At 67.2% G+C, this 19,546-nt stretch carries 18 protein-coding genes; 7 read left to right on the top strand and 11 right to left on the bottom strand.

What is annotated here, in order from left to right; genetic code table 11:
- Window positions 1–10: 10 nt before the first annotated feature.
- Window positions 11–3,562 (bottom strand): indolepyruvate ferredoxin oxidoreductase family protein, encoded by a 3,552-nt coding sequence (locus GV161_RS09565; protein WP_152013495.1) that lies wholly within the window; start codon window positions 3,560–3,562, stop codon window positions 11–13.
- A gap of 278 nt (window positions 3,563–3,840) precedes the next feature.
- Between GV161_RS09565 and GV161_RS09560 the strand changes: the two genes are divergently transcribed.
- The gene (locus tag GV161_RS09560; RefSeq protein WP_159650202.1) at window positions 3,841–4,491 is read left to right on the top strand and encodes a DUF1007 family protein; all 651 of its coding nucleotides are present in this window, start codon (window positions 3,841–3,843) and stop codon (window positions 4,489–4,491) included.
- Window positions 4,482–5,498: a nickel/cobalt transporter gene (locus GV161_RS09555; RefSeq protein WP_152013493.1), complete on the top strand. Its 1,017-nt coding sequence runs from the start codon at window positions 4,482–4,484 to the stop codon at window positions 5,496–5,498. Before GV161_RS09560 ends, GV161_RS09555 begins: the two co-directional genes overlap by 10 nt.
- A gap of 120 nt (window positions 5,499–5,618) precedes the next feature.
- Here GV161_RS09555 and GV161_RS09550 read toward each other — a convergent pair whose 3' ends face one another.
- From GV161_RS09550 to GV161_RS09525, 6 genes are all read right to left on the bottom strand, one after another.
- Window positions 5,619–6,551, bottom strand: coding sequence for a DUF6454 family protein (locus GV161_RS09550; RefSeq protein WP_201303003.1), 933 nt, complete (start codon window positions 6,549–6,551; stop codon window positions 5,619–5,621).
- Between the two features lie 79 nt (window positions 6,552–6,630).
- A complete protein-coding gene (locus tag GV161_RS09545; RefSeq protein WP_193219514.1) occupies window positions 6,631–7,014 on the bottom strand; it encodes a nitrile hydratase accessory protein in 384 nt (127 codons plus the stop codon).
- Window positions 7,001–7,660: a nitrile hydratase subunit beta gene (nthB, locus tag GV161_RS09540; protein WP_152013491.1), complete on the bottom strand. Its 660-nt coding sequence runs from the start codon at window positions 7,658–7,660 to the stop codon at window positions 7,001–7,003. The genes GV161_RS09545 and nthB overlap by 14 nt, the downstream gene beginning before the upstream one ends.
- A complete protein-coding gene (gene nthA, locus GV161_RS09535; protein WP_152013490.1) occupies window positions 7,657–8,292 on the bottom strand; it encodes a nitrile hydratase subunit alpha in 636 nt (211 codons plus the stop codon). The genes nthB and nthA overlap by 4 nt, the downstream gene beginning before the upstream one ends.
- 13 nt (window positions 8,293–8,305) lie before the next feature.
- Entirely contained in the window at window positions 8,306–9,502 is a 1,197-nt protein-coding gene (locus GV161_RS09530) for an amidase (RefSeq protein ID WP_152013489.1), read from the bottom strand.
- 27 nt (window positions 9,503–9,529) lie between these two features.
- Window positions 9,530–11,119: a gamma-glutamyltransferase gene (locus GV161_RS09525; protein ID WP_152013488.1), complete on the bottom strand. Its 1,590-nt coding sequence runs from the start codon at window positions 11,117–11,119 to the stop codon at window positions 9,530–9,532.
- A gap of 111 nt (window positions 11,120–11,230) precedes the next feature.
- On the opposite strand from GV161_RS09525, the gene GV161_RS09520 reads away from it, so the two are divergent.
- Window positions 11,231–11,470, top strand: a complete 240-nt coding sequence (locus tag GV161_RS09520; protein ID WP_100959223.1) for a hypothetical protein — start codon at window positions 11,231–11,233, stop codon at window positions 11,468–11,470.
- 2 nt (window positions 11,471–11,472) lie between these two features.
- Here GV161_RS09520 and GV161_RS09515 read toward each other — a convergent pair whose 3' ends face one another.
- The 3 genes from GV161_RS09515 to GV161_RS09505 all read right to left on the bottom strand — a co-directional run bounded on the left by GV161_RS09515 (window position 11,473) and on the right by GV161_RS09505 (window position 15,205).
- On the bottom strand, window positions 11,473–11,835 hold the full coding sequence (locus GV161_RS09515) for a DUF1850 domain-containing protein (RefSeq protein WP_152013487.1): 363 nt from the start codon (window positions 11,833–11,835) through the stop codon (window positions 11,473–11,475).
- Entirely contained in the window at window positions 11,832–13,832 is a 2,001-nt protein-coding gene (locus GV161_RS09510; RefSeq protein WP_244623975.1) for a TRAP transporter fused permease subunit, read from the bottom strand. The genes GV161_RS09515 and GV161_RS09510 overlap by 4 nt, the downstream gene beginning before the upstream one ends.
- Window positions 13,833–14,239: 407 nt before the next feature.
- Window positions 14,240–15,205 (bottom strand): TAXI family TRAP transporter solute-binding subunit, encoded by a 966-nt coding sequence (locus GV161_RS09505; RefSeq protein ID WP_152013485.1) that lies wholly within the window; start codon window positions 15,203–15,205, stop codon window positions 14,240–14,242.
- Window positions 15,206–15,474: 269 nt separating this feature from the next.
- Between GV161_RS09505 and GV161_RS09500 the strand changes: the two genes are divergently transcribed.
- Window positions 15,475–17,076: a glucan biosynthesis protein D gene (locus GV161_RS09500; protein WP_201303002.1), complete on the top strand. Its 1,602-nt coding sequence runs from the start codon at window positions 15,475–15,477 to the stop codon at window positions 17,074–17,076.
- Window positions 17,077–17,217: 141 nt separating this feature from the next.
- Here GV161_RS09500 and GV161_RS09495 read toward each other — a convergent pair whose 3' ends face one another.
- On the bottom strand, window positions 17,218–17,481 hold the full coding sequence (locus GV161_RS09495) for a hypothetical protein (RefSeq protein ID WP_152013484.1): 264 nt from the start codon (window positions 17,479–17,481) through the stop codon (window positions 17,218–17,220).
- A gap of 113 nt (window positions 17,482–17,594) precedes the next feature.
- Here GV161_RS09495 and GV161_RS09490 point away from each other — a divergent pair, with 113 nt between their 5' ends.
- From GV161_RS09490 to GV161_RS09480, 3 genes are all read left to right on the top strand, one after another.
- Window positions 17,595–17,741, top strand: a complete 147-nt coding sequence (locus GV161_RS09490) for a hypothetical protein (RefSeq protein WP_159650201.1) — start codon at window positions 17,595–17,597, stop codon at window positions 17,739–17,741.
- 14 nt (window positions 17,742–17,755) lie between these two features.
- Window positions 17,756–18,481 (top strand): zinc ABC transporter ATP-binding protein AztA, encoded by a 726-nt coding sequence (aztA, locus tag GV161_RS09485; protein WP_152013483.1) that lies wholly within the window; start codon window positions 17,756–17,758, stop codon window positions 18,479–18,481.
- 207 nt (window positions 18,482–18,688) lie between these two features.
- The gene (locus GV161_RS09480; protein ID WP_152013605.1) at window positions 18,689–19,519 is read left to right on the top strand and encodes a metal ABC transporter permease; all 831 of its coding nucleotides are present in this window, start codon (window positions 18,689–18,691) and stop codon (window positions 19,517–19,519) included.
- Window positions 19,520–19,546 lie beyond the last annotated feature (27 nt).

Here is a 19,546-nt window from a genome sequence, read left to right as displayed (position 1 = left end):
CGAGCGGGGGCTACTCTGCCGCCCGCGGCATGGCCAGCGCTGCATCCGAACCGTCGCGCAGGCGCTTGAGCAGCTCGGCTTCTTCGGCCTTGGCGGCGGCGAGATGGCGCTCCTTGACGTGGCCGAAGCCACGGATCTTCTCCGGGATCGCGGCGAGCGCGACGCAGAGCGCGTGGTTCTGCGGCGAGAGCTTGCCCAGGATCTCGGCGGCCAGCGTCTCGTAATCGGCGATCAGCCGGCGCTCGGTCTTGCGCTCCTGGGTGTAGCCGAAGACGTCGAGGGCGGTGCCGCGCAGGCCCTTCAGCTTCGCCAGTAGGCCGAAGGCGCCCAGCATCCACGGTCCGAAGCTCATCTTGCGCGGTAGGCCGGTATTGGGATCGCGCTTTGCCAGCAATGGCGGGGCGAGATGGAATTCGAGGCGCACAGGCTGGCCGGTCGCGCTGTCCTTCTCGAAGGTCGCGGCGAGCTGCTTGCGGAAGGCGCCGTCGCTGTAGAGGCGGGCGACCTCGTACTCGTCCTTGTAGGCCATCAGCTTGAAGAGATAGCGCGCGACGGCTTCCGCCAGAGCACTCTGGCCGGGAAGGATGCTCGCTTCCTTGGCGCGGACCTTTTCGACGAGGCCGCGATAACGCATGGCGTAGGCGGCGTTCTGGTAGCCGGTGAGGAAGTCGACGCGGCGGGCGACGATCTCGTCGAGGCTCTGCGAGATTTGGCGGGCGTCCGTAGGCGCCTTGGCCTCGGCGAGCGCCGCGAGCAGGGCAGCCGGATCATGCGCGGCGCGGCGGCCGAGCTCGAAAGCCTGCCTGTTCATCGCCACGGCTTCACCGTTGAGCTCGATCGCCCGCAGCAGCGAGGCCCGCGAGAGCGGTACGCCGCCATGCTGCCAGGCATAGCCGAGCATGAACATGTTGGCGGCGATGGCATTGCCGAGGAAGGAGACGGCTGCAGCGGTCGCATCGACGAGATGGGTATTGTCGCGGCCGGAGGCCGAGACGATCGCCCGCTTCAGCCGCTCGGTCGGCAGCGAGAAATCGGCATTCCGCGTGAAGTCGCCCGGCAGGCTTTCAGCGGTGTTGACCACCACGGTCGAGCCGGGACGGATCGCGCCCAGCACCTTCTTCGAGCCGGTGACGGTGAGGTCGCAGCCGAGCACGAGGTCGGCCTGGCCGGCCGCGACGCGGATGGCGTGGATTTCGTCCGGCGTCGGGGCGAGGCGGACATGGCTGAAGACCGCGCCGCCCTTCTGGGCGAGGCCGGCCATGTCGATCATGCCGCAGCCCTTGCCTTCCAGATGCGCGGCCATGCCGAGGATCGCGCCGATGGTGACGACGCCGGTGCCGCCGACGCCGGTGACGACGATCGCGAAATTCCGGTCGAGCGCCGGCACCTTGGGATCCGGCAGGTCGCCGGCACCGAGCGTGGAAGCATCCAGCGTACGCGGCTCCGCCTTCTTCGGCCGCGCGCCATGCACGGTGACGAAGGAAGGGCAAAAACCCTTCACGCAGGAGAAGTCCTTGTTGCAGTTCGACTGGTCGATCTGGCGCTTGCGACCGAACTCGGTCTCAAGCGGTTGGACCGAGACGCAGTTGGACTTGACCCCGCAATCGCCGCAGCCCTCGCAGACCAGCTCATTGACGATGATGCGCTTGTCCGGATCGGGATAGGCGCCGCGCTTGCGCCGGCGGCGCTTTTCGGTGGCGCAGGTCTGGTCGTAGAGCAGCAGCGAGACGCCGCTGGCGGTCGCAAGCTCGCGCTGGACGGCGTCGAGATCGTCGCGGTGGTGCAGGGTGGTTCCCAGAGGCCAGAGCGTCCCGGCCGGATACTTGTCCGGATCGTCGGAGACCACCGCGATGCGCGAGACGCCCTCGGCCGCGACCTGGCGGGCCATCTGGTCGGGCGACAGATGCCCTTCGGCCTGCTGGCCGCCGGTCATGGCGACAGCGTCGTTGTAGAGCAGCTTGTAGGTGATGTTGACGCCGCTCGCGACGGCCCAGCGGATCGCGAGCGAGCCGGAATGGGTATAGGTGCCGTCGCCGAGATTCTGGAAGACGTGGCCGCGTTTCGAGAACGGGGCTTCACCGACCCAGTTGGCGCCCTCGCCGCCCATCTGGGTGAAGCCGGTGGTGTCGCGGTCCATCCACTGCACCATGTAATGGCAGCCGATGCCGGCATAGGCGCGCGAACCCTCGGGCACGACAGTCGAGGAGTTGTGCGGGCAGCCCGAGCAGAAATAGGGGGTGCGCTTCGCGACCTCGATCGCCTCAGCGAGCCGGCCTTGCGCCGCGGCGATCTCCTCGAGGCGGGTCCTGAGGGCTGGATCGCCGCGGTACTGGAGCAAGCGGGCACCGAGCGCGATGGCGATGTCGTTCGGATTGAGCGCGCCATGGACGGGGAAGAGCCACTCGCCCTGCTCGTCCTTCTTGCCGATCACCATGGGCTGATGGGCGGTGCCGTAAAGCTCCTCGCGCAACTGCACCTCGATCAACGAGCGCTTCTCCTCGACGACCATCACGAGGTCGAGTCCTCCTGCGAAGTCCTTCAGCTCCTGCGGATCGAGCGGCCAGGGGCAGGCGATCTTGAACAGGCGGATGCCGAGATCATTGGCGCGGACCTCGTCGAGGCCGAGCTCCTCCAGCGCCTGGCGTACGTCGAGATAGGACTTGCCGACGGTGATGATGCCGATGCGCGGCGCCTGGCCGCCGGAGAGGATCGTCTGGTTGAGCTTGTTGGCGCGCAGGTATGCGAGGATCGCGGCGCGCTTGTGCAGGTGCAGCCGCTTCTCCTGGTCGAGGAAATCGAGCTCGCGGCGAATGCTGAGGCCACCCGGCGGCATGACGAAATCATCGGGGATCGCGATGCTGACCCGGTCGATCGAGCCGTCGACCGAGGCGGTCGATTCGATGTTGTCCTTGACGCATTTCAGGCCGACCCAGACGCTGGCGAAGCGCGAGAGCGCAAAGCCGTGCAGGGAATAGTCCATGATCTCCTGGACGCCGGCCGGGTTCAGGATCGGCATCATCCGGTCGACCAGGACGAATTCGGTCTGGTGGGCGTTGGTCGAGGATTCCGCCGTATGGTCGTCGCCGAGCAGGCAGAGCACGCCGCCATGACGGGAGGTGCCGGCCATGTTGCCGTGACGGAAGACGTCGCCGGTGCGGTCGACGCCAGGACCCTTGCCGTACCAGAGCGCGAAGACGCCGTCGTATTTGCCTTCGCCGGAGAGCTCGGCCTGCTGCGTGCCCCAGATCGCGGTCGCGGCGAGGTCCTCGTTGAGGCCCGGCTGGAACACGATGTTGGCGGGCTTGAGCTGTTTGCCGGCGCGGGCGAGCTGCTGGTCGAGCCCACCGAGCGGCGAGCCGCGATAGCCGGAGACGAAGCCGGCGGTGTTCAGGCCCGCTTGCCGATCGCGCTCGTGCTGGACCAGGAGCATGCGGGCGATGGCCTGCGTGCCGGTCAGGAAGATCTGCTGCTTGGAGAGATCGTATTTGTCGTCGAGGGCGACCGCCCTGAGTTCGGGCTCGGCTGCCGCGGCGCCTTGCGAAGTCTGCTGCGTACCGGCCATGGCCGACCTCCCGACGATCGCATATCCATCGACTATGGGACCGATACGGCCGGCCTCCAATCCGATATTATGTCAACAAGGCTGACATAACCGACGTGATATCGTCAAATCACTCTGGGCCAATTCCAGACTGGCCGATAGCGCTGCGCCGCGATTTGGCCGCCTTTGCGGGCGATGCCGGCAGAGCTTCCGGCACGAGATTGCAAGGGTAGGCGCGCCCGGCGCGCTTTTGTATGAAGGCCCGGCCGGATTCGCCGCAGATTCGAGGAAATTGCCGCGTGCTGCGATACTCGACGCTTCTGACGCTCTTGGCCGCCATTTCGGCCTGGCTCGGCCTTGCCTTGCCGGCGCTGGCGCATCCGCACGTCTTCGTGACCTCGCGCACCGAGATCCTCTATGACGCCAGCGGCGCGGTGAAAGCGCTGCGCCATCGCTGGAGCTTCGACGAGGCCTATTCGGCCTATATGGTCCAGGGCCTCGACAAGAACGGCGACGGCAAGATCACCCCGGACGAATTGACCGAGCTCGCCAAGGTCAATATGGAATCGCTTCCGGATGTCGGCTTCTTCACCATCGCCAAGGCGAACGGCAAGGTGCAGGAATTCGGCACGCCGGGCGAAGCCTCGCTCGCCTATGAAAACAAGATTCTGACGCTGACCTATACGCTGCCGCTGAAGACCCCGGCGACGGCCAGTCGCTCGTTCGGCATCGAGGTCGGCGACCCCACCTATTTCGTCGCCTTCGAGATCGGCGAGGAGGCCGATGCGGTGGCGGCCCGCGATGCGCCCAAGGGCTGCATCGTCCGGATCATGCGCCCACCCAAACTCGACGCGGCGACGCAGCAGCGCCTGGCGCAGGAGGACATCACCGCGACGCCGGACATGAGCGCCTATCAGGTCACCACCAGGGCGCTGGTGGCATGTCCCTGAGCGCTCCCGCTGCGCCGGGCCTGCCGCTCTGGCCGCGCCGGCTGCTCGTCGCGCTGCTGGCGCTGGCGCTCGTCGCCGGTGCGCTCGGGCTGATCGCCTGGCTGGCCAGTCTCTATTTCCCGCCACCGCCTCCGCCACCGCGCAACCCGTTCGGCACGGCGCTGCCACGTGAAGCACTGCCGGCGACGACCGGTATCGGCGCGGTCATCCTCGCCTGGCAGTCGAGCTTCTATCGCGAGCTGACGGCGACGCTGAAGGCGATCGCGCAATCGCCGGCGGCGCTGCCCGGCCTGCTCGGGCTCGCCTTCGCCTATGGCGTCTTCCACGCCGCTGGCCCCGGCCACGGCAAGGCAGTGATCTCCGGTTACATCGTCGCCGACAACCGTAGCCTGAAGCGTGGGCTCGCTTTGAGCTTCGCAGCGGCGATCGTGCAGGCGCTGGTCGCGATCGGGCTGGTCGGCGCGCTGACGCTGGCGTTGAACGCGACGGCCAAGACCATGGCTTCGACGACCTGGGTGATTGAGCAGGGCAGTTTCGCGCTGGTCGCGCTGGTCGGGCTCTTTGTGCTTTGGCGCAAGGCCGGCAACCTCGCTGCGCTCGGCGGTGGCGCGGCGCATGATCCCGCAACCTGCGACCATGTCCATATGCCCGGTGCCGAGGAGGTCTCGCGTCTGCGCTCGTTCCGCGAGATGGCCGGCGTCGTGCTGGCGGCGGGCCTGCGCCCCTGCGCGGGCGCGCTGATCATCCTCGTCTTCGCCAATGCGCAGGGCCTGCTCTGGGCTGGCATCGCCGCGACCTTCGCGATGGCACTTGGCACAGCGCTGACCACCGGCGTGCTGGCGGCGCTGGCGGTGTTCTTCAAGTTCGCAGCCCTACGCTTCGCCGGTGGCGGTTCACTCCGGGGAGCCCGGATCATCGCCGGGCTGGAGGTGCTGGCGGCCGCCTTTGTCGCCGTGTTGGGCGCGGCGCTGTTCTTCGGGCTATGGGCCGCGGGGCAGGGGAGTTGACCGCACCGTCATGCTCGCCCTTGTGGCGAGCATCCACGTCTTGAACACGGCGCTCGACGGACGAAGACGTGGATGGTCGGGACAAGCCCGACCATGACGAAGAAGGCGTCCGAACCGGCTCTATTTCGCCGCCGCCTCGTAGACGAACAGCGTCGACTTGTCGTCATCCGGCATGAAATAGGCGCGCACGCCTTCACCCGCTGGTTCGACCCAGAACGGGTTCTGCGTCATCGGCAGGCCGGAGGGCGACCAGAGCTCGACCGGCAGCTGGAAGACCGGGCGATTATCCCGGAGGTCGACGATCTCGAAGCCGCCGAGGCGGAAGACCGGGCCGTCCTTGCTGGCGCGGTAATTGTTGAGGCCGGAGCAGAGCATCCGGCCCATGCCGATATAGTGGCAGTCCTGATAATCGATATAGAGCGCGGGATTGGCGACGCGCAGGCTTTCCGGCGCGACCGTGGCGTTGGTGATCTTGCCGTCGGCGCCGAGCGGCCAGGCGTAGAAGCGGCGCGAGCCCCAGCTGACGCCGTGCAGCGACTTGCCGTCGGTGTTGTGGACGATGCCGCCGACATGGTCCTTGAAGCGGAAGACCTCGGTCGCCTTCAGCGTTGCGGGATCGACCTTGTAGATGATCGACTGGCTGTTCGGCCGGTATTCGGCGACCGGAACCCAGAGATCCTTGCCGTCGAAGTCGATGCCGCCGGGGTGATAGACCGAGCCTTCGCCGAGCGTGATCTCAGCCAGCAGCTTGCCCTGCGCATCGACTTTGAAGAGATGGCCCGTGCCTTCGCCGGTGTCGCGATCATAGCCATCCTTCGGCTCGGTGAAGCGCGTCGTCGGCTTCCTGATCTCGACCGAGGAGATGAAGAAGGCGTCGCCGATCTTGACCATGCCCTGGGGGTGGTGCGTCGGGAACTGCAGCTCGACCGCAGCCTTCTGCGTCCATTGCGTCGACCGCGTCAGCTTCGGCAGCAGCGTGTTGAGCGCGGGATCGGCGGCCTGCGCCATCGTCGCCAGCGCTGCGGCTGCGAGCGCCATCACTGCGGTCTTCATCGCGATCCTCCTCTGCCAGCCCAGTTCATCGGGCGTTGCCGGCATAGTTGCGCTTCGTGACGAGGATGCAAAGTCGCGTTCAGCGCAGCGGGTCGTTCTCCAAGAGGGTCGGCTTGCCATGCGGCGTCGCCTCGGCGGCGCGTTCCCAGGCAGCGGCGCGGGCATCGACGCTCGTCTGCGAGGCGAGACCCTTCTCGATCAGCAGATGCTCGAGCGCCTCGCACCAGCGCTCGTAATAATCGGAACCGTCGCGGCAGCCGCCATTGGCCAGCGCCTCGCGGATCTCGGCGCCGAGTGCCTGCGCCCATTCATCGGCGCTGAAGACGCCGCGGTTCTGCAAGGCGACGACGAGGGCAAAGGCCTGCGCCTGCCAGGGCTCGGCGAAGACCGGCCCCTCGGCATCGCGCGGGATCGGTGTGCCGGCCGCGAGCGCCTCTGCCAGGGCAGCGTCAGGCCGGCTCAAGATAGCTCTCCCAAGCCTCGATGCTGACGCTCGTCGTCGGATCGGCGTCGCGGCCCCAGAGCTCAGGGCCGGTGAAAACGACGGTGTAGAGCCATTGCGCCGTCTCGGGCGCACCATGGGCGCCGGTGTCCGGAAAGACATGGCAGCCGGTGACGAGCTCGATCACGCCCTGCTTGCCGCGGGCATAGCGCGGCAGGCGGGTATGATGCTGCGGATGCATCACGATGGTGCGGACCTTGTCGCCGACCTTGAAGCGGGCCGGCGCAGCCGCCTCGCGCTCATAGGGAAAACCGCGGCGCAGGACGGTCGGAACCTCTTCGCCCTTCAGCACGCGCTTGGGCTCGCGGCGCGTGCTGCCGGCGACGCCGGAGGCCAATTCGTCCTTGCTGAGGAAACCCTGCTCGACCAGCACCTTGTCGAGCGCCGCCAGCCAGATCTGGTAATAGCTCGACGACAGATACTGCGCCGGCGGCAGGCTCTCGCGCGCGTGGCGGATGCCGTCGATCGTCCAGGCGCCCATCGCACCGGCGGCGACATTGATCGCCAGGACCTTCTTCTCCCAGTCGGCATGGAAGATCGGCTCGTCCTTCTCCGGCACGACCGGGCCGAAGCCCATCTGGCCGCCGAGATCGTGGGCGCTGTTCATGGCCTGTCCTCGGGTGAGGGGAGGCCGACACCGATCATCGAATCGCGGCTGACGATCGACGCCAGCTCGTCCTCGCTCCAGCCTTCGGTGCCTTCGGGCCGCATCGGGATGACGATGAAGCGTGTCTCGGCGGTCGAATCCCAGACGCGGATGCGCTGGCCTTCGGGCAGCGTCACGCCGAAATCGGCGAGCGTGCCACGTGGGTCGATCACCGCCTTGGCGCGATAGGGCGGTGATTTGTACCAGACCGGCGGCAGGCCGAGCACCGGCCACGGATAGCAGGAGCACAGGGTGCAGACGATGAGGTTGTGCTCTTCGGGCGTATTGAAGCAGGCGACGATATGCTCGCCGCCGCGCCCGCCATAGCCGAGCTCGGCGACGGCGGCCGTGCCGTCCGCCTTCAGGCGCGCAGCATAGGCCGGATCGCTCCAGGCCTTGGCGACGACACGGGCGCCGTTGCGCGGGCCGATTTTGGTCTCGTAGGTGTCGATGATCGCGTCGAGCGCGCTGGGATCGACATAGCCCTTCTCGACCATCAGCGATTCCAGCGCCTTCACCCGTGCTTCGATCGGGGTGAAATGGTTGTCGTGCTCGTGGTCATGATGATGGTGGTGATGGTCGTGGCCGCTCATCGGACCCTCCTCGTCATGCCAACCTGATTCGTGCCGCCCGCTCGAACCGCACCGCGAAGGCGACGAGCGATTTGTCGGAGCCCTTCGGCCCGATCACCGACAGGCCCAGCGGGGCGTCGTCGCGATGAGCGACGGGGATCGAAATCTGCGGGAAGCCGGACAGGCCCGCAAGGCAGAGCAGACGCAGGGCACGGTTGCGGAAATCCTCGAGCTCGGGCTCACCGGCGCCGATCAACGGTGCGACATCGGGCACTGTCGGCAGCATCAGCACGCCGTCCTTGCCGAGCAGCTTGGCGAGCTTGGTGCGGAACGCCTTGCGCACGCTGTCGCCGCGGGCGACCTCGGCATCGCTGACCGCCTTGCCGAAGGCGAAGCGCTCGGCGACGCCGGGCCCGAGCGGCATGGCGTGGCGCTCGATCATCGCGCCATCCGAAGCCCAGGCCTCGCGGCCCTGGATCCAGCGGAAGGCCCAGTAAAGCGCGTCCATGTCGCTGACCGCACGCACCGTCTCGGGCTGGCCGAGGATCGGAACGATCCGCTGGACGACATTGCGCAGGATGCGCTCGGCCTCCGGCACGGCCTGGGCGAAGAGGTCGTCGGCGAGGAGGAGGCGGGGCGTTTCCGGCAGCGTGAGCCGGTCCTTGCCAAGCACCACATTGGCGGCGCGGGCGAAGACCTCGCCGTCCCGCGCGAAGAAGCCGGCGGTGTCCAGGCTCTCGGCCAGCGGCCAAGCGCGCTTCAGCGAAAGCCGGCCGTGGGTCGGACGGATGCCGAACAGCCCGCCATAGCTGGCCGGCGCCCGGACCGAGCCGCCGGTGTCGGAGCCGAGGCCGATATCGGCGAGCCGCCCGGCGACCGCCGCCATCGAACCGGAGGACGAGCCGCCGGTGATGCGGTCAGGTGCCGCCGGATTCACGGGCGAGCCGAAATGGGCATTCTTGCCGTTGAGCGAGAAGGCAAGCTCGTCGGTATGGGTCTTGCCGACGAAGCGGGCGCCGGCCTCCAGGAAGGCCTTCACGATCGGCGCTGTCTTGGTCTTGATCCCCGACAGCGCCAGCACGGTCGGCGAGCCCGCGCCAGTTGGATAGCCCTTGACGTCGAACAGGTCCTTGACCGCGAGCGTCAGCCCGGCGAGCGGGCCGGACGAGGCATGCTTCACCGGCGCTTGCGGATAAGGCACGAAGCAGCGGAACGGGTCGTTCTCGATCATGTGTTCTCAGATCCCCCCAGATCTCAATCAGATGCCGCGTGCGTCGCCATCCGAGCGCGGATCATGCGTCGCCTCGACATGGCCCTTCTGGTGCTTCACCAGCATGCCGGCATGGCCGAACTGGTCGGAATAGGCCTCGCTGTATTCCTCGACCGGGTGCCCGGCGGCGGTGAGCCTTGCCAGCAGCATCGGGTCGAAGCGGTTCTCCAGCTTGAGCGAGATCGAGCCGGCGCCCCAGGTGCGGCCGAACAGCCAGCGCGGTGCATCGACCGCGTCGGCAACACCCTGGCCGAAGCGATAGCGCGACAGGATCTGCGCCTGGAATTGCGGCTGGCCGTCGCCGCCCATCGCACCGTAGCTGACGATCCGGCCATCGTCGAAGCGGGCGAGCGGCGGATTGAGCGTATGGAAGGGCTTGCGGCCGGGCATCAGCGGGTTGAGCGCCTTCGCATCGAGCGAGAACGAAACACCGCGGTTTTGCCAGTTGACGCCGGTCTTCGGCAGGATGCAGCCCGAGCCGTATTCCCAGTAGAGCGACTGGATATAGGACACCGCGAGGCCGGAGCCGTCGATCGCGCCCATCCAGATCGTGTCGCCCTCGCCGGGCCGGAACGGCCAACTCGCGGCGCGCTTGCGGTCGATCTTCGCGGCTTCGCGTTCCAGAGCGGTGTCGGTCAGGAGGCTTGCCGGATCGATCATCATGAAGGCCGGGTCGGTGACGACCCTGTCGCGGATGGCGAGCGCCCGCTTGACCGCCTCGACCAGCCCGTGATGATGGTCGAAGCTCTCCGGCCGGGTGACGCCGAGCTTCTCGAAGATGCCGAGGATCATCAGGGCGGTGAGGCCCTGGGTCGGCGGCGGGAAATTGTAGACGGTCAGCCCAGGCAGCTTCAGCGACAGCGCCTGGACGGGCCGGGCGCGGAAGGTTTCGAGATCGGCGCGGGTGATCGGCGCGCCGATGCGCCCGAGGTCCTCCGCGAGCTCGCGGCCGATGTCGCCGCGATAGAAATCGTCGAGCCCGGCATGGGAAAGCTGCTCCAGTGTCGCACCGAGAGCTGTGGGCTTGCGGCGGTCGCCGGCCTTGGGCCGTTCGCCGCCCGGCCAGAAGAATTCGCTGAAACCGGGCGCCGCCTTCACAGCATCGACTTCCTGCGGCCAGGTGCGCAGCTCCGACTCCGAGATGTCGTAGCCCTCGGTGCAGTGGCGGATCGCGTCTGTGAGCAAATCCTTCAGCGGCAGCTTGCCGCCGAGGCTGGCGGACAAAGCGAGCGCCGCCTGCCAGCCGCCGATCGCGCCGGCGACGGTGATCGCCGCATCCGGGCCGCGCGCCGGCAGCGTGTCATGGCCCTTCTCGCGATAGCGCTCGATCGTGGCGAGGCTCCCTGCCGGACCGCAGGCCTCGATCGCATGGACCTTGCCGCGGGGCTCGTGCACCAGCCAGAAGCCGTCGCCGCCGATCGCATTCATGTGGGGGTAGACGACCGCGATGGTCGCAGCCATGGCGACCATCGCCTCGATCGCATTGCCGCCCTCGGCGAGGATGGCGCGCCCGGCTTCGGATGCGAGGCGGTGGGGTGCGGCGACGGCGGCCGAATTGAAAACCGGTGAATCGGGCATCAGGTTCTTTTCATTCAGGCAGGCGGGACCATATGCCGGTAGGCGCGATTTTGTTGCATGCCGCCGCCGGCTAGGCTAGGCGGTCCATGCATGGGTTCTGAGGGTAAAAGCATGGCGGCTGGCCGCACCAACTGGCGCAACGTGATCATGGTGGTCTCGCTTGCCATCCTGATCGCGGTCGAGATCTTCGGCGTTGCGCTGGCGTCAGGCTGGGCGCTCGCCGGCCTGTTCGAGCTCGGCCACGTCGTCGCCTATGTGCTGATGGGCCTGTTCTCGGTGCTTGCCGCCTATGGCCTGGTGAATTTCATGCGCCGGGTCGTGAAGATCGAACGCCTGACCCACCGCAGCTGAGTTCAGCCGCAGGGCTTCATCACCACCGGATCGGCTTCAGCCGGCAGCATCTCGTCGAGCGCCCGGCAGCGGCCTTCCACGCAGATTCGCCAGTCGGCGGTGGCGCCGGAACGGCGCATCACCACCTCTGGCAGCGCGGGCAGGTTCGGTTTCCAGCGCCAGAAGCCGTCGACGAGCCTGGCGCCATCAGGCGGATCCATGCCGGCGCCGGAGCCCTTGATGCGGGCCTCAGTCAGGACAAGGCCGTCCGGGCCTTGCCGCCAAAGTTCCTCCCATAGCGACTTCTGCACCGAATGCCGCCAGGACAGGGTGATCTCGCTCGCTCCGAGCGAGATCAGCAATGCGCCGGCGGCAAGGCAGATCATGCGGCGGCTCTGGCCGCCACTTTTGCTCGCCAGAGATGCAGGCCGATCAGCAAGGCCGCGAGGGCAAAGCCGACCTCATCGGTGACGGGCAAGGCAAGCACCAGGCAGGCCGCGGCGGCGGCCGCCAGCGCCCGTTCCCACAATGCCATCTCGCGCTTGAGGAAGCCGATCGTCGCCGCGCCCCAGAGGCAGATCGCCAGCAGTGTCTTGCCGATGATGTAGGCGGCGGCGAAGGCGTAGGCGGTGCCGGTGACGCCCTGGACCGGCTGCAGCATCAGGGCCGGATCATAGACCGCCATGAACGGGATGACGAAGCCCGCCATTGCGATCTTGATCGCCTGGAAGCCGATCTTGAAGCCGGATTCCTTGGCGATCGGCGCTGCCGCGAAGGCCGCCAGCGCGACCGGCGGCGTCAGGTCGGCCATGATGCCGAAATAGAACACGAACATGTGGCTGACGATCAGGGGAACGCCGAGCTTGAGCAGGATCGGTGCCGCCAGCGAGGAAGTGATGATGTAGTTCGGGATGGTCGGGATGCCCATGCCGAGGGTCAGGCTGACGATCATGGTCAGCACCAGCGCCAGGAACAGCGATTCCTTGCCGATCGCGACGACGGCGTTGCCGAAGATCGTGCCGACGCCGGTCAGGGTCATCGTGCCGATGACAATGCCGACCACCGCACAGGCGACGCCGACCGGAATGGCCTGGCGCGCGCCGTCGGCCAGAGCCTCGCGGCAGGCCGCGACAGTCTCGGCCCCGCCCTTGGTGAAGAGGTTGGCGAGGATCAGCGCGACGACGATGCCGACGATGACGAGGATGCCGTACCAGAAGAAGAAGGCGCAGAGCAGGCCGAGGCCGACCCAGAACAGCACCCTGAGCGCGATGGTACCGATGCCAAGGGCGAGCGAGCCGCCAAGGATCAGCACGACGGTGAGCGCCAGGCCGACCGAGCCGGAGAACAGCGGCGTGTAGCCGGCGAAGAGCAGATAGACCAGAACCGCCAGAGGCAGGATCAGGAACCATTTCGTCGCCAGCGCCTTGCCGGCGCTCGGGAGCTCGGATTTCGGCAGGCCGATCAGGCCGCGCTTGCCGGCCTCCAGGTGCACGGCGAGGAAAGCGGCGGCGTAGTAAAGGATCGCCGGCACGATTGCGGCCTGCACCACGGCGGCATAGGGCACGTCGATGGTCTCGGCCATGATGAAGGCGACGGCGCCCATCACAGGTGGCATGATCTGGCCGCCCATCGAGGCCGTGGCCTCGACGCCGCCGGCGAAGGCGGCGCGATAGCCGAAGCGCTTCATCAGCGGAATGGTGAACTGGCCGGTCGAGACGACATTGGCGACGCCGGAACCGGAGATCGTGCCCATCAGCGCCGAGGAGAAGACGGCGACCTTGGCCGGGCCGCCGCGGGCCGAGCCGAACAGGCCCATCGCGATGTCGGTGAAGAGCTGGATCATCCCGGCGCGCTCGAGGAAGGAGCCGAACAGGATGAACAGGAAGATGAAGGTGGCGGAGACGCCGGTCGGCGTGGCGTAGATGCCCTCCGTGCCGAACGACATGTGCTCGATCACCTGATCGAGCGAATAGCCGCGATGGTTGAGCGGCGAGGGCAGGTAGTTGCCGAGCAGGCAATAGGCGAGGAACAGCCCCGAGACGATCGGCAGCGCCGGCCCCATGAAACGCCAGCAGATGATGAAGAGCACGGCGATCGCTGTGATGCCGACGACGAGGTCGGACGGCGTCACCTCGCCGGCGCGGGCGACGAGCTCCTCATAGAGGAACCAGTGATAGAGCCCGACGGCGAAGCCGATGCCGGCCAGGGTCCAGGCGGCGATCGCCTTGATCCGCGTCTCGCTCTTGTGCTGGGCGAGCAGGCCGCCGGCGACGAGGCAGAGAAAGCCGACATGCAGCGCGCGCAGGATCTGGTTCGGCACCGAGCCGCCGAAGCGGGCGAGCAGCTCGACGACCACGAAGAGAGGCAGCCAGGCGAGCAGCATCTCTCCCGCGGGCTTGCCCTGGACCTTGCGCAGCACGATCCAGCCGAGCCAGAGCGCCATGGTGACGCGCAGCAGGTCGATGATCGAGACGCCGACAAAACGGTGGTCGAGCGGGACGTTGAAGGCGGTCGCGATCTGGAACAGCGAGAAGGCGACGGCGATCCAGAACAGCAACCGGCCCTGCCAGCCCGGGCCGAAACCGGCCGGCAAACCGTGCTCGGGATCGACGAACTGCTCGGGCTTGTCCGCCGGGACGCCGGCATTGTCCGGCACGGCCATAGGCCTTTCCGCTGCGCTGCTCATATCAGTTCCCCGTTCCCTGCGCCTTGGCGGCGTCTAAGTGCTTCGATGAGAAAAAGCGAGGCCGGACGGGCCGGCCTCGCTTACCCATTCAGCTGCCGGTCGGCTCAGGAGCCGACCTTCAGGCCCTTTTCCTTGAAGTAGCGCGCTGCGCCGGGGTGCAGTGGCACCGGCATGCCTTCGAGCGCGCTCTCGAGCTTGATCGAGCGGGCGGCGGCATGGGCGGCGGCAAGATCGGGCAGGTTCTCGAAGACGGCCTTGGTCATCTGGTAGACCGTCTCCTCCTTCATGCCCTCATGGGTGACGAGGTAGTTGACGACGGCCGCGGCGGGGACGGCCACAGTCTGGCCGGTATAGGTGTTGGCCGGGATCGAGACCTTGACGAAGGGCGGACCGGCCTTGTCGACCACGGCGGCCGGGACCTCGACCACGGTGATCTCGACGGAAGTCGCGAGATCGCGCAGCGAGGCGACGCCGAGGCCGGCCGATTGCAGGGTGGCGTCGAGCTGGCGGTTCTTCATCAGCTCGACCGATTCGGCGAAGGGCAGGTACTCGATCTTGCCGAGATCCTTGTAGGTCATGCCAGCGGCGGCGAGGATGGCGCGGGCATTGAGCTCGGTGCCCGACTTCGGCGCACCGACCGAGAGACGCTTGCCCTTGAGATCGGCTAGCGTCTTGATGCCACTATCCTTCGAGGCGACGATCTGGACATAGTTCGGATAGATCGCGGTGATGCCGCGCAGCTTCTTCAGCGGGCTCTTGAAGCCGGCTTCCTCATCGCCCTTCCAGGCCGCATCGAGCGAATCGCCGAGCGTGAAGGCGATCTCGCCCTTGCCTTGCTGAAGCAGGACGAGGTTCTCGACCGAGGCCTTGGTCGCCTGCACTGTCGGGCGGGCGTTCGGGATCTTCTCGCCATAGATCTTCGAGAGCGCGACGCCGAGCGGGTAGTAGACGCCGGAGGTGCCGCCGGTCAGCACGTTGATGAAGTCCTGGGCGCGGGCCGCCATCGGCGTGGCGGCGAGCGCGATCGCGGCGATGCCGGCCAGGGCCCGGCGATGAAGCGAAACAGACATGAATCCTCCCGAGTGACTGAAGACCGCATCCCGGCACTCAAGGCCGGCTGCCGTTGTTGTAGGATGCTTGCAGGCAAAAAGGGAAGCCGCGCCAACGGGCTAAGAGGCTCCAACAGCCGGACGCGTCGCCTTTCCGTGCGATTTCCGCCCTGCTGTGGCCAGGAAGCTCAGGAGATTGCCCTCGCCGGCTGGACAGGCTAGCCGGAAACACCATCTTTCGATCTTTCCCCGATGGAGCGCCCCGCCCGATGCAGCCGCGACAGCCGACCATGCCCCTGATCGACCGCCGCACATTGCTCGCGGGTGCCGCCGGTACGGCCGCCCTCGCCGCAGCCGGTTTCTCCGGCTCGGCGCTGGCGCAGCAGGGGCTGAAGCTCGGCACCGCCGACGCCTTCTCCTTCGAAGGCTTGAAGGCGCGGGCCCGCGATCTCGCTGGCAAGCCTTATGAGCCGCCGCCGAACCCCAAGCCCGACGTGCTCGAAAAGATCGACTACGACGCCCATGGCAAGATCAAGTTCAAGCCGGAGCTGGCGCTCTGGGCGAACGGACCCTCGCCCTGGCCGGTGACCTTCTTCCACCTCGGCCGCTACTTCCAGAAGCCCGTGCGCATGCATGTCCTCGACGACGGCAAGGCGCGCGAGATCGTCTACGACGAGAGCTATTTCGAGATGCCGGCCGATTCGCCGGCGAAGCAGTTGCCGCCGGGCGCCGGTTTCGCTGGCTTCCGCTTCCAGGAAAGCCGCTCCGGCCATCCCGGTCGCAAGGGCGAGAAGCTGGACTGGCAGAAGAACGACTGGGTCGCCTTCCTCGGCGCCTCCTATTTCCGCGCCATCGGCGAGCTCTATCAGTATGGCCTCTCGGCCCGCGGCCTCGCCGTCAATCCCGCCGTAGCCGACCAGCCCGAGGAATTCCCCGACTTCACCCATGTCTGGCTGGAGACCCCCGGCGAGGCGGCCGAGCATGTCGTCGTCTACGCTTTGCTCTCGGGTCCCAGCGTCGCCGGCGCCTTCCGCTTCCGCATGCATCGCGGCAAGGGCGTCGACATGGAAATCGAGCAGGAGTTGCACCTGCGCAAGGACGTCGCCCGGCTCGGCATCGCGCCGCTGACCTCGATGTACTGGTATTCCGAGACGGCCAAGACGACCATGGTCGACTGGCGGCCGGAGGTACACGATTCCGACGGGCTCGCGCTCTGGACCGGCAGCGGCGAGCGCGCCTGGCGCCCGCTCAACAATCCGCAGCGTACCGTCGCCTCGTCCTTCGTCGACGATAACCCGCGCGGCTTTGGCCTGATGCAGCGCGACCGCGCCTTCGACCACTATATGGACGGCGTCTACTACGAGCGCCGGCCCAGCCTCTGGATCGAGACGCTCGGCCAATGGGGCAAGGGCGCGGTCCAGCTGATCGAGATCCCGACCGACGACGAGATCCACGACAACATCGTCGCCATGTGGGTGCCGGAAGCCCCGGCCAAGGCCGGCAACTCCTACAATTTCCGCTATCGCCTGCATTGGCTGGCGGACGAGCCCTTCCCGCCGGCGCTTGGCCGCGTCGTCGCGACGAGGATCGGCAATGGCGGCCAGCCCGGCACCACCCGGCCCAAGGGCGTGCGCAAGTTCATGCTGGAGTTCAAGGGACCGGCGCTCGAGGACATCCCGTTCGGGATCAAGCCCGAGGTCGTGCTCTCGGCCTCGCGAGGCTCGTTCTCCTACATTTTCGCCGAAGCTGTGCCGAACGATATCCCCGGCCATTGGCGGGCGCAGTTCGACCTCACCGTCGACGGCGCGGAGCCGGTCGAGATGCGCTGCTTCCTGCGCGGCGGCGACAAGGTGCTGACCGAAACCTGGCTCTACCAGTACTGGCCGGGCTGAAACTCTACTGCGGCGGCCACCTGGCGGCGTTTTCTGCGCTTCCGGTGCTCACGGACCAATGTCCGCTGCGCTCCGGTTCTCGAAACCACCGCCATCTGGCGCGCCGCAGCGAGTTTCGAGATGGGCCAGGAGCGAGGGCCGCTAGCCCTCTATCTGGCGCTTCTGGGCCCGGTCGACCGAGACGAACAAAGTGTTGGCCGCGCCGGGCTCGACGCAGAACACGTCGAAGCTCGGTGCCTGCGGATCGTCGGCCGGCATGTGCAGGGTGGCGGAGCCCTTGCGGCCGGCGAAGGCCATGATCCGGAAGCTCAACCCGTCCGGCAGGCCGATCTCGATCGCATCGGCCTTGATCTCGGTCGCGACGCCATTGCGTATCGCTTTGAAGGTCACCCGCTCGGCGCTCACCGGCCTGCTCCTGTTCGGACATTGTTGACGATGCCGATAACGCAGTGGCGTTGTGCTCGACGCAAGGGTGATCGTGCTTGCTCGTCGGCGAGCGTAACATTATATCATTCCCTATGGCTCATGATCATGCCCACCATCGCCAGCCTGTCGCCGAGGTTCCCGGCTGGTCGTTGCTGCGGCTGTCGGCCGGGCAAAGGCTCGGTCTGGCATCCGGCGTGATCCTGGTGCTCTGGGCGGCGACCCTCGCCGTCATCGTGTGAACAAGAGTATCCCTGTGCCCGCCATCCGCTTCAGCGACCTGACTCTCGGCTATGACCGCCACCCGGCGGTGCATCATCTCTGTGGCGAGATCGCGCCGGGCAGCCTCACCGCCATCGTCGGACCGAACGGCGCCGGCAAGTCGACTTTGCTCAAGGCCATCGCCGGTGCGCTCTCGCCGCTCGATGGCACCGTGACGCTCGCCAGGGGCAAGCGGCTCGCCTATCTCCCCCAATCGGCCGAGCTCGACCGCTCCTTCCCGATCCATGTCTACGATCTCGTCGCCATGGGCCTGTGGGGCGCGGCCGGCATCTTCGGCAAGATCGGCCTCGGTCAACGCAGCAAGGTCGAGGCGGCGATCGCCGCTGTCGGCCTCACCGGCTTCGAGGGCCGCAGCATCGGTACGCTCTCGGGCGGCCAGATGCAGCGGGCGCTGTTTGCCCGGCTCCTGCTGCAGGACGCCGACATCATCCTGCTCGACGAGCCCTTCACCGCGATCGATGCGCGCACCAGCGCCGATCTGCTGGCGCTGGTCCAGCGCTGGCATGGCGAGAACCGGACCGTCGTCGCCGTGCTGCACGACATCGAGACGGTGAAGCGTGCATTCCCGCAGACGCTGCTGCTGGCGCGCGAGGCGATCGCCTGGGGCGAAACCGGCGAGGTGCTGACGGCGAACAACCTGCTCAAGGCGCGGCGCATGGTCGAGGCCTTCGACAGCCATGCCGCGCCCTGTGCGGCGTGAAGCCGCAACGTCCACTTCAGCCCTCATCCTGAGGAGCGATCGTAGATCGCGTCTCGAAGGATGCTCCAGTTGCTTCCTGAGCCTCCTGAAGCATCCTTCGAGACGCCGCTTCGCGGCTCCTCAGGATGAGGGCTGAGAGAATTTTCGAAGGACTCGAGGCCTTTGCTCTACGACCTCCTGATCGGCCCCTTCGCCGAATTCGACTTCATGCGCCGGGCGCTGGTCGGCGTGATCGCGCTCTCGGTCTCGGGCGCTCCCGTCGGTGTCTTCCTGATGCTGCGGCGGATGAGCCTGACCGGCGATGCCATGGCGCATGCGATCCTGCCCGGCGCCGCGCTCGGCTATCTCGTCGCCGGCTTCTCGCTGCCGGCGATGACGCTCGGCGGGCTCGTCGCAGGCTTCACCGTGGCCCTCGCCGCCGGTGCCGTGGCCCGCCTGACCGTGCTCAAGGAAGATGCCTCGCTCGCCGCCTTCTACCTGATCTCGCTGGCGCTCGGCGTCACCCTGGTCTCGCTGCGCGGTTCGGCCGTCGATCTCTTCCATGTGCTGTTCGGCAACGTGCTTGCGCTCGACGACGATGTGCTGGTGCTGCTCTCCGGCGTCGCCAGCCTGACGCTCGGCGTGCTGGCGCTGGTCTATCGGCCGCTGGTGCTCGAATGCGTCGATCCCGGCTTCCTGCGCTCGGTCAGCCGCTCCGGCGGTGTCGTCCACCTGACCTTCCTTGGCCTCGTCGTGATCAACCTCGTCGCCGGCTTCCACGCGCTCGGCACGCTGCTCGCCGTTGGGCTTATGATGCTGCCGGCTGCCGCTGCCCGCTTCTGGACCGCCGACATCACCCGGCTGATCCTGCTCGCCTCCGGCTTCGGCATGGCGTCCGGCTATATCGGCCTCGTCGCCTCCTATGCCGCCGGCAGCAATCTCCCGGCCGGGCCGGCGATCATCCTCTCGGCCGGCGCGCTCTATCTCGGCTCGCTCCTGCTGGGATCGCAGGGCGGCCTTGCGCGACGGCTCTTGCCGAGGGCCCATCTCCAGCGCTAGTTATGTTATAGTGTTTCATTAGCGCGA

This window comes from Bosea sp. 29B, assembly GCF_902506165.1.
Classification (GTDB): Bacteria; Pseudomonadota; Alphaproteobacteria; order Rhizobiales; family Beijerinckiaceae; genus Allobosea.
Note: the sequence above shows the minus strand (reverse complement) of the source record. Positions and strands in the feature narration are given on the sequence as shown.

Coding starts and splice junctions, on each gene's coding strand:
- GV161_RS09515 (WP_152013487.1), bottom strand. CDS start 11,835: ATGATCTGCCTTGCCGCCGGCGCATTGCTGATCTCGCTCGGAGCGAGC.
- nthA (WP_152013490.1), bottom strand. CDS start 8,292: ATGAGCGGCCACGACCATCACCACCATCATCATGACCACGAGCACGAC.
- GV161_RS09500 (WP_201303002.1), top strand. CDS start 15,475: ATGCCCCTGATCGACCGCCGCACATTGCTCGCGGGTGCCGCCGGTACG.
- GV161_RS09550 (WP_201303003.1), bottom strand. CDS start 6,551: ATGAAGACCGCAGTGATGGCGCTCGCAGCCGCAGCGCTGGCGACGATG.
- nthB (WP_152013491.1), bottom strand. CDS start 7,660: ATGAACAGCGCCCACGATCTCGGCGGCCAGATGGGCTTCGGCCCGGTC.
- GV161_RS09490 (WP_159650201.1), top strand. CDS start 17,595: ATGGCTCATGATCATGCCCACCATCGCCAGCCTGTCGCCGAGGTTCCC.
- GV161_RS09555 (WP_152013493.1), top strand. CDS start 4,482: ATGTCCCTGAGCGCTCCCGCTGCGCCGGGCCTGCCGCTCTGGCCGCGC.
- GV161_RS09505 (WP_152013485.1), bottom strand. CDS start 15,205: ATGTCTGTTTCGCTTCATCGCCGGGCCCTGGCCGGCATCGCCGCGATC.
- GV161_RS09480 (WP_152013605.1), top strand. CDS start 18,689: ATGCGCCGGGCGCTGGTCGGCGTGATCGCGCTCTCGGTCTCGGGCGCT.
- GV161_RS09525 (WP_152013488.1), bottom strand. CDS start 11,119: ATGCCCGATTCACCGGTTTTCAATTCGGCCGCCGTCGCCGCACCCCAC.
- GV161_RS09510 (WP_244623975.1), bottom strand. CDS start 13,832: ATGCTGCTCGCCTGGCTGCCTCTCTTCGTGGTCGTCGAGCTGCTCGCC.
- GV161_RS09530 (WP_152013489.1), bottom strand. CDS start 9,502: ATGATCGAGAACGACCCGTTCCGCTGCTTCGTGCCTTATCCGCAAGCG.
- GV161_RS09520 (WP_100959223.1), top strand. CDS start 11,231: ATGGCGGCTGGCCGCACCAACTGGCGCAACGTGATCATGGTGGTCTCG.
- GV161_RS09565 (WP_152013495.1), bottom strand. CDS start 3,562: ATGGCCGGTACGCAGCAGACTTCGCAAGGCGCCGCGGCAGCCGAGCCC.